Raw genomic sequence first — 13,909 nt, 5'->3', positions numbered from 1 at the left:
GCGAACCGCCCCTTCCACGATCGACCCGATCAGGCCTCGTCGAGCCAGACTTTGCCGTAATCGCGCTCGAAGGTTGGGTGCATGGCGTAGTTCTTAACGGCAGCCACCGAGTGACTGTAGAGCTTGCGCCAGAAGGGCTGGATGATGATGCCGGAATCCTGCAGGATCTGCTCGATGTCCTTCATCATCTCCTTGCGCTTGGCGGCGTCGGCGACCGCAAGCGCGGCGTTGAGCTTGGCATCCCATTCGGGATTCGACCAGGCGGTTTCGTTCCAGGCTTCTCCGGTGCGGTAGCCGATCGCCAGAACCTGGACGCCGAGCGGCCGCATGTTCCAGTTGGTCATCGACAGCGGATACTTCGTCCAGTCGTTCCAGAACGTCGAACCCGGCAGCACCGTGCGCTTCACCTTGATGCCGGCGTCGCGCATCTGCGCGGCGATCGCATCGCCGGTATTCTTGTGCCAGTCTTCGTCGACCGTGATCAGCTCGTGCTCGAAATCGGCCTGACCGGCTTCCTCCATCAGCGCCTTCGCCTTGGCCGGATCGCGGGCAATCTTCGGCAGTTCGTAATATTCCGGATGGATCGGCGAGACATGGTGGTTTTCGGCGACAGTGCCGGCATCGCCACCGCCCAGCTGCAGCACGACGGCGTTGTCGACTGCGAGCTGCAGCGCGTTGCGGACCTTCTGATCGTCATAAGGCTTGTTGGCCACATTGGTGCGGCAGACGATGGTCGCTGCGGTGACCACCTCGTACTTGACCAGGTCGACACCGTCGAGGATCGACACGTAATCGGCCGACGTCTCGAAATTGGTATGGACCTCTCCGGATTCGAAGGCACTGACCGTGGCCGCCGGATCGGTGCCGTAGTCGATGAACTCGATGCCGTCGAGAAAGACCTCGCCGTCCCACCACTTGTTGTCTTCGCGGCGCTTGTAGACGACTTTCTGGCCGACATCGTAGGAGACGAGTTCGAACGGGCCGGTGCCGATCGGGCAGGCTTTGAAATCGCCGCCCTTTTCGTCGAAGGTCTTGTGGACGACGAGACCGGGATAGTCGCACACGTTGGGGATGAGCGCGATATCCGGCGTGCTGAGCTTCAGCTTCACCGTCAAATCGTCGACCTTGGTGACTGCGCTCTCATCCAGCTTGTCGTCCTTGACCAGCGAGCCGAGACGACCGGGCATGGAATTGCCTTCGGCCTTCTTGTCGGCCCAACGCTTGAAATTGAAGATGACGTCATCCGCGGTGAATGGATCGCCGTTGTTCCAGGTGACGCCCTTGCGCACATGCAGCGTGTATTCGGTGGCATCGTCGTTGACGTCCCAGCTCTCGAGCAGGTAGGGGCGGAACGTGTATTCGTTTGTGTACTTGACCAACGGCTCGAGTGCCTGGCGCTCGGCATTGGCGATTTCCGACCAGTCGGCCTTGCGCGGATCCTTCGGATCCTTGATCCACATGGCGACCTTCAATATGCCGCCCTTCTTGCCCTGTACGTCCTGCGCTCTCGCCGGCGTCGGGTCGGCGAGGCCGAGCATTCCATAGGCCATCGCCGTGGACGCGCCGAAGACACTGGCCAGAGCCAGAAACTCGCGGCGATCGACACGTCCGGCCTTGGCTTCTTCGGCCATTGCATGGATGTGATCCGGAACGCGATCGCCATTACTCTTGTAGATTGTCATCACGAAACTCCCATTGTTGGCTTTCTGCCTTTTACCATTCCGCATCCGGGCCATGATGTCAAAAACGGCACGGGTTGGGAACATGCCAAGGAATGTGCAACTTTGGAAGGGAAGCAGTTCGCGTGATAACGACAGTCTTGGCGCAAAATTGCTATTGCCCGGCAGATTTCGTTCGAATCTCCGGGATCGATCAAACTGAGACATTCACGACAGCGCCGCGCGTCCTCTGGGGCGCGCAAAAGACACTGTAGCACTTTGATTTTGCGCATAATCTCTGTTAGTTAAGCGCCATGGCAACGTTCACACGACGGGGATATGGCCGCCGCCTAACAACGGCGGTTAGATGGGCACCTCGCGGACGGCATGCTGCGATCCGTTGCGGACATCCGGACCCAAGTACCGAATGACAAAAAGGTACGCTCAAGGCGGAGTTGATTTCTCGCCTAAGTCGGCTCCAAGCAGTCACCCAGAAATTCGATGAAGCGTTGCGTCGTTGCCGGAAGCGCGTCGCGTTTCGATAGTGGCGAAGACAGAGCGGCGGCAGTGACGCAGACGGCCATCGGCCAAATCCTCGGCGACGATTTCCTCCGCCAGAAGGGCGATGCCTAAGTCGAGGGTGGCCAGCTATCCGACATGCGGCGCATGCAGCCGATTTGAGGAACGTCGAAGTGGCTTAACTGCCAGCGGTCTCGAACAGGAGCGCTCGAAAACAGGACCGCCGCAACTGCTCGTTCGTCGGTGTTGAGCCGGCGTTCTCCTCGCATCGGATGCAAGGAGATGCGAAGGGCGAGCAGGCGGTTGCGTTACACATTGCTCAGGCGTCAGTTCAACTCAATACGTTCTCCCGTTGCCGCCGAGCGTTTTACCGCATCGATTACCCTTAAGGTTTCGAGCCCCTCACGCCCGCTGACAAGCGGCGGTTCGTCTCCGCGGATCACGTTGCAGAATTGCCTGATCTGCAGGACGAGCGGGTCCTCGTCGTCGACCTCGATACGCTTTTGGTCAAGTGGCTCCCACCAGCTCCGTTTACCAGGATTGCGCCAGACCTCGAGCGACGGAACAGCCAGCGACCCGTGCGTTCCTCCGATCATGTAACAGGATTGCTCGGTTCTGGGGTAGGCCGGATTCTCTCCGGTTGTCATCTCCCAGCTCCACGGTGCGACCACCGAATCCGAAACTGTAGCAGTTCCCAAAACTCCATTCTTGAACTCGATCAGGATCACAGCCGTTTCCTCAACTGCGTTGCCGCGCACTGCGTTGGACTCGCGTGCCTGGACCGCGGCCACATCGCCGAAAAGGTAACGCAGATTATCGACATCGTGGATGAGATTGAGGAAAACCGGCCCCGCACCGCGCTCACGACGCCACGAGATGTCGAAGTAATCGTCGGGCTTGAACAGCCAGAACATCGCATTGACAACAAGAACGCGGCCGAGCTTCCCGCTTTCGATGATTTCCTTTGCCTTCTGCATCACCGGATTGTGTCGGCGGTGATGGCCGGCCAAAAGAGGAACACCTTTTGCCTCAGCCGCTGCGATCAGCTTTTCCCCGGATATAATGTCGTCGGCGATAGGCTTCTCGATGAGTGCGGGAACGCCGGCTTCAACGGCTTCCAACCCGTTCTGGACGTGAGCCTGGTTGGGCGTAGCCACGATGATCCCGTCAGGTCGGTCTGCGGCAACCATGTCGGCGAAGCTTGTAAACCACTTCACGCTGGCTTCCTTGGCAATACTCTCGCCAACCAGCGAGGGATCGACCACGGCACTGAGTTGCGCCGAGGGCTCGGCCATGACGTGCTGAATATGGCGCTTACCGATGAGCCCTGCGCCAAGTACGGCCAGCTTAACCCGCTGGGTCATGGTGCACCTCAGCCCTTGCTCGCCGCCTTGATCATTGTCGCCGCGCGCCGGATGCCAAGCTGATATCCTTCTGTTCCAAGGCCGCAGATCACGCCGTCCGCGCGGTGCGAAACGAACGAATGGTGTCGGAAGCTTTCGCGCTTGTGCACATTGGAGATGTGGATCTCGATCACAGGCCCTTCAAATGTGTTCAGAGCGTCGAGGATGGCGAGTGAGGTATGGGTAAAGGCTGCCGGATTGATGACGATGCCCGCACCGTCCTCGCGCGCCTCATGAATCCAATCGATGATCTCGTATTCCCGGTTGCTCTGGTGAAAGCGGATTTCATGGCGGAGTTCGGCCGCCAGTTTGCGGCAGTCCGCCTCTACGTCTGCGAGCGTTTCATGCCCGTAGATGTGCGGCTGGCGTTTACCAAGCAGATTGAGGTTTGGTCCATTGAGAACGTAGATCAGGCTCATAGTATATTTTCCCTCTTGAGCACGCTGTCCTGGTCAGACGAACGCGATTGCTTGAACAGCAAAATCAGGGTCCGACTCGTAGAGATCTGCGCGCAAGCCGAGCCTTCCAGCTGCGAGAGCAGGCGCGGCGATCGCCCGCGCGGCCTCGAGAACGGCAGTGAGAAGCTTCTGCTTAGTCTCTGCAGAACGACCCGGTGCCATCCGCACGATAATTTGGATGAAATGATTATCGACATGCTCATCGCCCACGCAGGAATATGTCGCCTCCCGCGTAAGCGTGCGCACGACAGAAGGTTTCACAAGGCCGCCATCGCGAACGCAGCGATGCACGGTCAGCGTGAGCCGGTCCATGGCTACATGCTCGCCTGCGCCCCGGCTATAATCGATGATGATATGCGGCATTTGGGATCTCCCCATCAAGCCGACAGGCGGCACAAGTCCATAAAGTGACGGGACATGCGCTCTGCGTCCGGTGCTATCCCGGTGAACAATTCGAAAGCCGCTGCTGCCTGGTAGACGGTCATGCCGCCGCCACGAAGGGTCCGGCAGCCTTTTCTTTCGGCGAGAGCAAGGAGCTCTGTGACGAGCGGCATATAGACGATGTCGGCGACCCAATGCCGTGAAAGAAGCCATTCCGGGTCGATCGGCAAACCAGGATGGCTCTTCATACCCGTCGGTGTCGCGTGAATAAGGCCGTCCGCGGAGCGCAGGGTGCTGCCCACATCCGTCGTGGCACGAGCGCAATCTCTTGAGAACCGATTGTTCAACTGCCCAGCCAAGGTTTCTGCTCGTTTCGAATCCTGGTCAAAGATCGACAATCGCTTAATACCGAGCTTGATTGCAGCATGCGCCACGGCGACACCGGCACCGCCGGCGCCAAGCAGGACGGCATGCGACTTCGTGACGTGCGGAAGGCCGCGCTGGAAATTCTCGTAGAAACCGTACCAATCAGTGTTGTGGCCGATCCTCTCGCCGTCACGAAAGACCACGGTGTTGACCGCACCGAGCATCTCTGCATCCTCGGAAAGGCGGCTGAGGTGGGCGATCACAGACTGCTTGCACGGATGTGTAATGTTGGTCCCGGCAAAACCGCGACGCTCTTCCTCGTCGAGGAGGTCCGGCAGCGCCGAGGCAGGAAGGCCTGCCTCGGCCAGATCGAGAAGCTCGTAACGGTAATCGAAGCCCTGATGTCGAGCCTCCGTTTCGTGGAGCGCCGGGGACTTTGACATTAGGATGTCGGCCCCGATCAGCCCCACGAGGAATTTCTTGTCGTGCATTGGTATCGCTTTCGAACGTCAGTGGTGGGCAAGGATTTCGCCGAGGAAGGTTTTCGTGCGTTCGTGCTTGGGAGACTTGAAGAAGATCTCCGGTTCGGCCTCTTCGATGATTTCTCCTGAGGCCATGAAGATGACGCGATCGGCGACCTGGCGGGCAAAGCCCATTTCGTGCGTGACACAGATCATCGTCATGCCGTCACGGGCGAGCCCGATCATGGTGTCGAGCACTTCCTTCACCATTTCCGGATCGAGGGCAGAGGTTGGTTCGTCGAAGAGCATGACCTTCGGCTCCATGCAGAGCGCGCGAGCGATGGCAACGCGCTGTTGTTGCCCGCCGGATAGCTGTGCAGGAAACTTTTCGGCCTGGTCAAGGATTCGAACGCGCTCGAGATATTTTCGAGCCAGTCGCTCTGCGTCAGTGCGGGTTGTGCCTCGAACACGCATCGGGGCGAGTGTACAGTTCTGAAGTATGGTCATGTGCGGGAAGAGATTGAAGCTCTGGAAGACCATTCCCACTTCGCGACGAATCGCATCGACGGATTTGGCGCTACCGTCCAGTACCTGACCCTCGACGACGATTTTGCCGTCCTCGATCGTTTCGAGGGCATTGATGCAGCGGATTAACGTTGATTTCCCGGAGCCTGACGGCCCGCAGAGGACGATTTTTTCGCCTTTGCGGACCGACAGACTGATGGATTTCAAAGCATGGAAATCGCCGTACCACTTCTGCACGTCCTCAAGGGAAATCAGCGTCGATTGATCTTGTGCAGAATTGAGCAGCACGGAACTCTCCATTTGGGCTTTAATTGACGGTAAACGGGATGTTCGGAATGGATTCAGGGAACTGCGGCAGCTCGATCGCCATCCACTTCTTCGTGATGGCGGCAAGCTCACCATTGGCCTTGATCTTGTCGATGAAGGCGTTGACGGCTTCGTTCCAGTCCTTCTCGCCGAGCCGGGTCCCGACGCCGTTGTAGGTCGTCAGAAAGTTAATCTTGCGCTCATAGGTGCCGGCATTCGCGGCATCCAGACGCTGACCATAGAACTGGTTGCCGCCAACCGCCTTTACCTGTCCGGAGATGAGAGCCTGGATGGTTGTGGCGTCGTCATCAAAGCGGCGAACCGTTGCGGTGGATCCGACGGCGTCCGTTACTGCCTTATCCTGCGAACTGGACTTCGGAACGCCGATCTCCCATCCCGCAACGTCTTCAGGCTTCGTAACCGTGTCGGACTTCGCCGCATAAAGCGAAATCGTGTTAGCGGCGTAGGGCTTGCTGTATTGAATTGATTTCGCACGTTCTTCCGTCATCGCCATCGTTGCGAACAGGATGTCGACTTTCCCGGTCGTTAGCGCCGGAATTCGGTTGGCAACGGCGAGCGGCTGGAATTGAACCTTCACGCCCAACTCCTTGGCAAAAAGGTTGGCGACGTCAGCGTCGAAGCCGTCCTGCAGGCCGCTTGTGTTGACGAACCCCCATGGCGCATTGTCGCCCTGGATGCCGACCACAAGCGTGCCCTTTGCCTTGATTTCCTCTACAGTTGCCGCAGAGGCGGCGGCAGCGCCAACGGTTGCGAAGGCAACGGTTGCCAGTGCAAGTCCGAGAAAATTCCTACGATTGTTATGCATGCTTATTCTCCTCCTCAAGAGTTTTGCTTCGAGCGAAGCGGTTAGCGGGCAGCTTTCGCCATCCGTTTTTCGAGGCCACTTCCGGCATGGGAGAGCGGCCAGCAAATGATGAAGTAGATTGCGCCGACGATCCCGAAGACGAGCAGCGGACGATAGGTCTGGTTTGAAATGATCTGGCCGGCGCGAGTCAGTTCAATGAAGCCGACGATTGCTGCTAACGACGTGCCCTTGATGAGCTGGACAAGGAAGCCGATCGTGGCCGGCATCGAGATTTTCAGGGCCTGCGGCACGATGATGTCTTTCATCCGCGAGACATAATGCAGACCGAGGGCGTTGGCGGCTTCCGTCTGGCCCTTCGGCACAGCCTCGATGGAGCCGCGCCAGATCTCGCCCAGGAAGGCACTAGCATGGAGCGTGAAGGCGATTGCGACCGCGATCCACGCGTTGACCTCGACGCCCAACAGCGCAACGCCGTAATAGACAACGAAGAGCTGCATCAGAAGGGGCGTGCCCTGGAAGATGCCGACATATCCTGCGGTGATCGTCCGGACGACCTTCTTCTTCGAGGTGCGCAGCAGCGCGATCAGGATTCCGAACATCCCCCCACCGATGAAGCCCACGATCGCGAGCAGCACGGTCCACTTCAAACCCTGCATCAAAAAGAAGAATTCATTTTCGCCGATGGGACCCATGGCTGCCTCCTATCGCGTCGGGTAGTTGAAGTAGTGGCGAGAAATGAGGGCAAAGAGGCCCATCATCAGCGTCGAAATAACCAGGTAGATAGCGGTCGCCGTGAAATAGACTTCGAAGCTGCGGAAGGTGTCAGACTCAATGCGCTGGGCGGCCGAGGTCAGTTCGTAAGCGGCGATTGACGTGCAGACAGACGTTGTCAGAGTCAGCAAGATGAACTGGCTTGTGAGCGAGGGATAAATCGCCCGCAGTGCCGGCTTGAGCACGATGAGCCGGAAGACGTCCGCCTTGTGCAGTCCAAGTGCGAAACCTGCCTCGATCTGGCCGCGCGACACGCTCTCGACCCCGCCTCGGATGATCTCGATTGCGTACGCCCCACCATTGATGCCGAGGGCAATGATCGCCGTAACGGTCGGATTGAGCCGTATGCCCATGAGAGGAAGGGCAAAATATATGAAGAAGATCTGCACGAGGAATGGCGTATTACGCACGACCTCAACGAAAACGATCACGGAAGTGCGCGTGATCTCGCTCTTGGAAGTCCTTGCAACAACGCCCAGGATTCCGATGACGAGTGCGAGGAGCATCCCAGCCAGCGCAAGGCCAAGCGTTCCAAGCGAACCCCATAGCAATTCCGGGGCTCGGTCGAGGACCGCACCGAAATCGAACGTATAAGGCATGTCAGACTTCCTCCTCCCGACCGGCCCACGCCGCGTCGACGCCGGATCAATGATCCGGTTTCAAAATTCCCAGTGCGCTGTCATGCAGATGTTTTAGATGTGCCTCCGGGTCGACCGACCCGACGAGTGGCACTTCAACCGAGATAGCAGCGCCGTATTCGGTTGCCGCCCAGAGGTCCTTCAATGGCAATTCGCCTTCTCCAGGAGCGAGCCTACCGCTTCTCGCCTCGGCGATCATTGCATCCGATGTTTTGGGAGCAGGCCCGCGGACGTCGCAAAGCTGGACGTGTTTTACCTTCCCTGCATTTCCGCGAAGCTCGTCGATCGAGGCGCCGTTTCGAAAGAAGTGAATCCCGTCAACGAGGGCACCGGCGTTCTCTGCTCCACAGGAATTCACGACCGCGACGCTGTCGCCAAAGGTCCTTACCGTCCGCCAGCCCATGTTTTCGATGTCGACTGACATGCCATATCGCGCCGCGAGGGCGCAAAACTCTGAAAGGTTTGTGGCAAGACGGCCGCCGTCTCGATCATCGCCGCAAACACTCAGCCGGCGCGCCCCTATGTTCGCAGCGGCTGCCACGGTCGCCTCATGGGAGCCCGCGACGAAGCTCTCGTCGATCACGAAGAACTCGATATCGAACACCTTGACGCCTTCGCCATCGGCAATTGTCTTGAATTCCTGGGCACTCTGGCTGCCCACCGGCAACTCGTAGAAAGGGGCTCCTGGAAAGGCGGGGTGCAGACGCAGCCCTATCGACGCAAAACCCGCCCGAGCAGCTATCACGGCGAATTCCTTGGGCGGCAGCGCGATGGATGAAAAATGCGCCACGCCCAGTTCAAGGCCCGGTCTTGGCGTCGCGACGGTCATCACAAGATCCCCTTTGTCGCGAGGTGATTGCGCAGATTGGTTCCCGTGCGGTGAATATGCTCACGCAACATATCGCACGAATAGTCCAGATCCCGGGCGACGGCTCCCTGGGCAATCTCACTGTGCTCCTGGCTGACGTTGCGGTCACCCGACGTGCGGGTCAGAAACGTCCGGCGATAACGGTCGTTGAGATTAAGAAGCAATCTGCAGAAATGGAGCAGGATCGGCTTCCGGCAGCCGGATACGAGTGTCAGATGAAATTCGCGGTGGAGCTCTTCCCAGCGCTCCAGTGTCTCTGGCCGAGCCGCGTCACGATTGGTGCGGTTAAGGCGATGCAGCGCGCGCATGACGTTACCCTCCCACTCCACATCGCCGGCCCGCACGGACTCGCGAAGCGCAAAGACTTCAAACTCTTCGCGCAGGGCGGTTATCTCTTCCAGATTGGCCAAGGAAATTGATGAAACGCGGTAGCCGCGATTGTCCTCGAACTCCACTAGACCATCCGATATCAGCCGCGCCAACCCTTCACGCAACGGACTGAGGCTCACGTTGAACGTCTTGCGCGCCTTGTCGAGATTGATCTTGCTGCCGGCCTGAAGCTCGCCGGAGATGATCGCTTCACGAAGACGGGATGCAAGCTGGCTCCCAATTGTGTTTTTGCCATCATCGAGAAAGCCAGAAGACGAGCGAGCATCTTCTGTCGTCGGAGCAAATGCGCCGTCGTCATCCGGTACCATTGTTCCTCCCAAGGCTCCCCCGAACTAATTGTCGCTGATCGATATAATAAACGATTATTTCTGTCAACTTGAGTAGGGTGAAATCTGCAAAAAAGTCAACCCTTAGCTTCTTCTATGCGAATAAAACATAATTAAATCAATCGATTATATGTCGGTACCCTGTTTTGTCTCCACTTGTGGGACCCGCGAGAATGTACGGCGGCCTTGACAGATAATCGATTATTGGATTAGTCGGGGAAATCGGGAGGTAGCCCACATGGTGATCAAAAATGAAAGCGATCTGACGCCAGCCGTCCTCGCTGTGATGAATCGCACTGAAGACCCCCGCCTGAGAGAAATCCTCGTGGCGATGGTCACGCATCTTCATGCCTTCGTGCGCGAGGTTCGACTGACGGAGGTCGAGTTTCGGGAGGCGACAGCCATGCTGAATGAGATCGGGCAACTGCATACTGATCACCATAACGAGTTTGTGCTGATGGCCGGTTCTCTTGGCGTGTCTTCACTTGTCTGCCTACTGAACAATGGCGACAGGGGACAGACTGAGACCTCCCAGTCGCTGTTGGGCCCATTCTGGCGCCTCAACTCTCCGCGAGTCGAAAATGGCGGGACGATTATGCGATCCGAGACGCCGGGCACTCCCTTGTTCGTGCATGCCAGGGTCGTTGACCGCGACGGTAAGCCAATTGCCGGCGCTGAAGTGGATGTGTGGCATGCATCTCCCGTCGGTCTTTACGAAAACCAGGACCCGGACCAGGCCGAGATGAACTTGCGCGGCAAATTCATGACCGACGAGCAAGGTCGGTTCTGGTTCAGGACCGTCAAGATGGTCGGGTATCCCATACCGGTCGATGGCGTCGTCGGACGCCTGCTCAAAGCTCAGGGACGCCATCCGTACCGACCAGCGCACCTGCACGCACTGATCTTCAAGCACGGATACAAGACGCTGATTTCCCAGGTCTTCGACCCCAGCGACCCGAACATCGACTCCGATGTTCAGTTCGGTGTCACGGCAGCCCTGACCGGCGACTTCATTCGCCATGAGGCGTCCCATCCGACCGAAACGGATATTCCTGGCCCATGGTTCTCGCTCGACTACACCTATGTCATGGAACCCGGCGAAGCCGTTTTGCCGCGACCTCCGATCAAGTAAATCGCCATCAGCAGAGCAAACGATATGATCACCGAAGAAGAACGCCGGGCCGCGGCAGACGCGCTGCTCAAAGCTGAAATCGAGCGGAAGCCGATCATACAGCCTAGCAAGACCTACCCGCACCTCGAACTCGAGGACGCCTACCGAATTCAGGCTTTGTGGGCGGAGGCGAGGGTGGCCAAGGGCGCACGGATCGTCGGGCATAAGATCGGCCTGACGTCACGCGCAATGCAGATGGCTTCGAAAATGACGGAGCCGGACTACGGCTGCATTCTTGACGATGCTCTTTACAACGACGGAGCGCAGATCAGGGCTGACTTGTTTATCAAGCCGCGCCTCGAGGTCGAGCTGGCCTTTGTTATGGGTGAGGATCTCGTCGGGCTCGGCACCAGGATCTATGACGTCATGCGTGCGACCGAGTTCGTTGTCCCGGCGCTCGAGATTATCGACTACCGGACCGAAGTCCCTCGAGCGATCACCGACACCATTGCGGACAACGCAGCTTTCGGCGCCCTCGTCGTTGGCGGCCGTATAATTCGCCCGATGGACATTGATATCCGTTGGGTCGGAGCGACTCTTTCCAAGAACGGCATCATCGAGGAGTCGGGCGTGTCGGCGGCGATCATGGGACATCCGGCAGCCGGCATCGCGTGGCTGGTCAACAAACTTTATGCTGTGGGCGGTGGCCTGAAGAAGGGACAAATAGTCCTGGCCGGCTCCTTCACGCGCCCTGTCGATATCGCGAAAGGTGATGTCATTCAGGCCGACTATGGCCCTGTTGGCTCCATCGGCGTGTCGTTTGTGTGAGGTGCTAGATGGAACATCCTGTCAATCGATTCAAGCAGAAGCTTCTTTCTGGTCAAAGTCAGATCGGCCTGTGGTGTGGCTTGCCGGGAAACTACGCCGCGGAAATCGTCGCGCATTCAGGTTTCGATTGGCTGCTGTTCGACACGGAACATTCTCCAGGTGACGTTCTGACCGTCCTGCCGCAATTGCAAGCGGTCGCACCATACGACGTTTCCCCAGTCGTCCGCCCGGCCATCAACGACCCCGTTCTCATCAAACGTTTCCTGGATATTGGCGTTCAGACACTGCTCATTCCCTACGTTCAGAATGCAGAAGAGGCGAAAGCCGCAGTCGCGGCCGTGCGATATCCTCCGGATGGAATTCGTGGTGTTTCTGCCCTGACGCGCGCCACTCGTTTCGGCCGAGTTGCGAACTATGCGCAAAATGCGGAACGGGAAATTTGCCTGTTGCTGCAAGTTGAGACGCGGGAAGCGCTTGGCAACCTCGAGTCGATCGCGTCGGTAGAGGGAGTGGATGGCGTATTCGTAGGACCGGCAGACCTGGCAGCGAGTTTCGGACACAGGGGCCAACCGAGCCACCCGGAGGTGGTCGATGCAATTGTTGACGCGATTGGACGCCTGAAATCGTTGGGCAAGCCTGCGGGCATTCTTACCCCGGATGAGAAGTTCGCGGCACGGTGCCTCTCGCTGGGAACACTATTTACTGCCGTTGGTGTCGATGTCGCTGTTCTGGCAAGGGGATCGGAAGCACTCGCGGCACGATTTGCATCTCAGGGAGCGTACCACGATGTCGGAACGTGATGAGCTCCTCACTGAAATCGCACCGACGGGAGTCATCAGAGCGGCGGTCAACATGTCGAATGCCGCACTTGTCCAACTCGATCCAGGGACAGGCTTTCTGACAGGGCCGAGCGCGCAGATCGCGATCGAACTTGCGGCAGAACTCGACTGTGGTTTGTCGCTGGTTCAATACGGATCGGCCGCTGATATTCTTACGGCTGCCGAAGGCAACGAGTGGGACGTTGCGTTCATTGCTTCCGATCCATCACGTGCCGACAGGTTCTCCTTCTCGCCCCCCTATACCGCGGTGACCGCCAGCTTTCTGGTGCCAGACGGTAGCCCGCTAGGCAGCGTCGAGCATGTTGACGTCGAAGGGGTGCGCATTGCCGCCGCCAGAACCGCAGCGTATACAAAGCAGCTTGAGCGACAGGTTAGAAATGCAATTGTCCTCCATACCGAAAATTTCGCCTCCGCCCTGGACATGCTTGTATCCTCCCAGTGCGATGCGGCTGCGGGCTTGACCGAGTCCCTGTCACGTTTCTGCGAAGAGAATCCAGGTTTCCGCATTGTTGAGGGGACATTCTCGAAAGTGCCTCAGGCGATCGCTGTGCATCGGAGGTGTGTTCACGCTTCAACCTTCCTATCGGACTTCATCCAACAGCATTGCAGTGCGGGTAAGCCGAGCAGCTGAAGCAGTTGGCGGGACATGCGAGGGAGCCAGGTCGAGGGGACGCGACACGTTAACTCCCGAATAGGCAATTGGAATCCTCTTCCCTCTCAAGCGTTCCGACTCGGAAGTTCATGTTTCGTTGAGCCTTAGCGTACGATGTCGAGCAACTCTTGTTCCGACGGGTTGGGTGGCCGTGGCCCTGGATCATGGGCGTGTGCTTCGTGGTGCTGGCGCAGCAAGTCCTTGCCGTAGTCGTTGCCATTCGGCGTCCTGACGACCGTGTGGATGTGCCCGCGCGTGTCGGCCACGCCCCGCCGCCACCGCGAGAATGGCCCAGATCGGCGCTCCTCCCCCAGCACCATGACCGCCAGGAAAACTGCGAGCGCGATAGCGACCGACTGGGTGAGCATCATCAGGCGGCGGCGCGGAAGCCGGTCGGCGGTTTATTGCCGGGTGGTACGATTGCGTTAGGACTATCGTCCTCTCCAGAGGCGCACGCCGAAGAGGAGCGCGGTGTGGTTTGACTTGTCGTGTGAGAACGTTGATGCCCGCTAGTCTAACCGAAAATTGGTCCCGATTTCCGGCGTCATGCGCGAAGCTTTGCACAGCGCCAGCCGATCCCGGA

General features: G+C 58.3%; 17 protein-coding genes. 5 read left to right on the top strand and 12 right to left on the bottom strand.

Features of this window, described 5'->3' with window-relative positions:
- Window positions 1–29 precede the first annotated feature (29 nt).
- Entirely contained in the window at window positions 30–1,682 is a 1,653-nt protein-coding gene (locus A9K68_RS14410; protein ID WP_065009926.1) for an ABC transporter substrate-binding protein, read from the bottom strand.
- Window positions 1,683–2,159: 477 nt separating this feature from the next.
- Here A9K68_RS14410 and A9K68_RS32275 point away from each other — a divergent pair, with 477 nt between their 5' ends.
- Window positions 2,160–2,291 carry a hypothetical protein gene (locus A9K68_RS32275; protein WP_281409502.1) on the top strand — a complete coding sequence of 44 codons (132 nt, stop codon included), beginning with the start codon at window positions 2,160–2,162 and terminating at the stop codon, window positions 2,289–2,291.
- A gap of 212 nt (window positions 2,292–2,503) precedes the next feature.
- Here the strand turns inward: A9K68_RS32275 and A9K68_RS14405 are convergent, their stop codons facing one another.
- The 10 genes from A9K68_RS14405 to A9K68_RS14360 are packed head-to-tail and all read right to left on the bottom strand — an operon-like array spanning window position 2,504 to window position 9,878.
- Window positions 2,504–3,541 (bottom strand): Gfo/Idh/MocA family oxidoreductase, encoded by a 1,038-nt coding sequence (locus A9K68_RS14405; protein WP_065009892.1) that lies wholly within the window; start codon window positions 3,539–3,541, stop codon window positions 2,504–2,506.
- Between the two features lie 8 nt (window positions 3,542–3,549).
- Window positions 3,550–3,999, bottom strand: a complete 450-nt coding sequence (gene aroQ / locus A9K68_RS14400; RefSeq protein ID WP_065009891.1) for a type II 3-dehydroquinate dehydratase — start codon at window positions 3,997–3,999, stop codon at window positions 3,550–3,552.
- A gap of 33 nt (window positions 4,000–4,032) precedes the next feature.
- Window positions 4,033–4,401, bottom strand: coding sequence for a 5-carboxymethyl-2-hydroxymuconate isomerase (locus A9K68_RS14395; protein WP_065009890.1), 369 nt, complete (start codon window positions 4,399–4,401; stop codon window positions 4,033–4,035).
- 14 nt (window positions 4,402–4,415) lie between these two features.
- Entirely contained in the window at window positions 4,416–5,276 is an 861-nt protein-coding gene (locus tag A9K68_RS14390; protein WP_065009889.1) for a shikimate dehydrogenase, read from the bottom strand.
- Between the two features lie 18 nt (window positions 5,277–5,294).
- A complete protein-coding gene (locus A9K68_RS14385; protein WP_065009888.1) occupies window positions 5,295–6,071 on the bottom strand; it encodes an amino acid ABC transporter ATP-binding protein in 777 nt (258 codons plus the stop codon).
- Between the two features lie 7 nt (window positions 6,072–6,078).
- Window positions 6,079–6,903: a transporter substrate-binding domain-containing protein gene (locus A9K68_RS14380; RefSeq protein WP_065009887.1), complete on the bottom strand. Its 825-nt coding sequence runs from the start codon at window positions 6,901–6,903 to the stop codon at window positions 6,079–6,081.
- Window positions 6,904–6,944: 41 nt separating this feature from the next.
- Window positions 6,945–7,595, bottom strand: a complete 651-nt coding sequence (locus tag A9K68_RS14375; RefSeq protein WP_065009886.1) for an amino acid ABC transporter permease — start codon at window positions 7,593–7,595, stop codon at window positions 6,945–6,947.
- Window positions 7,596–7,604: 9 nt separating this feature from the next.
- A complete protein-coding gene (locus A9K68_RS14370; protein WP_065009885.1) occupies window positions 7,605–8,273 on the bottom strand; it encodes an amino acid ABC transporter permease in 669 nt (222 codons plus the stop codon).
- A 46-nt stretch (window positions 8,274–8,319) separates the two neighbouring features.
- The gene (locus A9K68_RS14365; protein ID WP_065009884.1) at window positions 8,320–9,141 is read right to left on the bottom strand and encodes a sugar phosphate isomerase/epimerase; all 822 of its coding nucleotides are present in this window, start codon (window positions 9,139–9,141) and stop codon (window positions 8,320–8,322) included.
- Window positions 9,141–9,878 carry a GntR family transcriptional regulator gene (locus A9K68_RS14360; RefSeq protein ID WP_065009883.1) on the bottom strand — a complete coding sequence of 246 codons (738 nt, stop codon included), beginning with the start codon at window positions 9,876–9,878 and terminating at the stop codon, window positions 9,141–9,143. Before A9K68_RS14360 ends, A9K68_RS14365 begins: the two co-directional genes overlap by 1 nt.
- Before the next feature lie 256 nt (window positions 9,879–10,134).
- Here A9K68_RS14360 and A9K68_RS14355 point away from each other — a divergent pair, with 256 nt between their 5' ends.
- From A9K68_RS14355 to A9K68_RS14340, 4 genes are read left to right on the top strand one after another with little or no spacing between them, the layout of a single operon-like run.
- Window positions 10,135–11,028: an intradiol ring-cleavage dioxygenase gene (locus A9K68_RS14355; protein ID WP_065009882.1), complete on the top strand. Its 894-nt coding sequence runs from the start codon at window positions 10,135–10,137 to the stop codon at window positions 11,026–11,028.
- Between the two features lie 24 nt (window positions 11,029–11,052).
- Window positions 11,053–11,835: a fumarylacetoacetate hydrolase family protein gene (locus A9K68_RS14350; RefSeq protein WP_065009881.1), complete on the top strand. Its 783-nt coding sequence runs from the start codon at window positions 11,053–11,055 to the stop codon at window positions 11,833–11,835.
- A gap of 8 nt (window positions 11,836–11,843) precedes the next feature.
- Window positions 11,844–12,635, top strand: a complete 792-nt coding sequence (gene hpaI / locus A9K68_RS14345; RefSeq protein ID WP_065009880.1) for a 4-hydroxy-2-oxoheptanedioate aldolase — start codon at window positions 11,844–11,846, stop codon at window positions 12,633–12,635.
- Window positions 12,622–13,305: a transporter substrate-binding domain-containing protein gene (locus tag A9K68_RS14340; RefSeq protein ID WP_065009879.1), complete on the top strand. Its 684-nt coding sequence runs from the start codon at window positions 12,622–12,624 to the stop codon at window positions 13,303–13,305. Before hpaI ends, A9K68_RS14340 begins: the two co-directional genes overlap by 14 nt.
- 125 nt (window positions 13,306–13,430) lie before the next feature.
- Here A9K68_RS14340 and A9K68_RS31340 read toward each other — a convergent pair whose 3' ends face one another.
- Complete coding sequence (locus tag A9K68_RS31340) at window positions 13,431–13,697, bottom strand: hypothetical protein (protein WP_065009878.1); 267 nt, start codon at window positions 13,695–13,697, stop codon at window positions 13,431–13,433.
- Between the last annotated feature and the right edge of the window lie 212 nt (window positions 13,698–13,909).

Source organism: Mesorhizobium sp. AA22 (assembly GCF_001672375.2).
GTDB classification, from domain to species: domain Bacteria; phylum Pseudomonadota; class Alphaproteobacteria; order Rhizobiales; family Rhizobiaceae; genus Mesorhizobium; species Mesorhizobium wenxiniae.
This window is presented reverse-complemented; position numbering and strand designations above follow the sequence as displayed.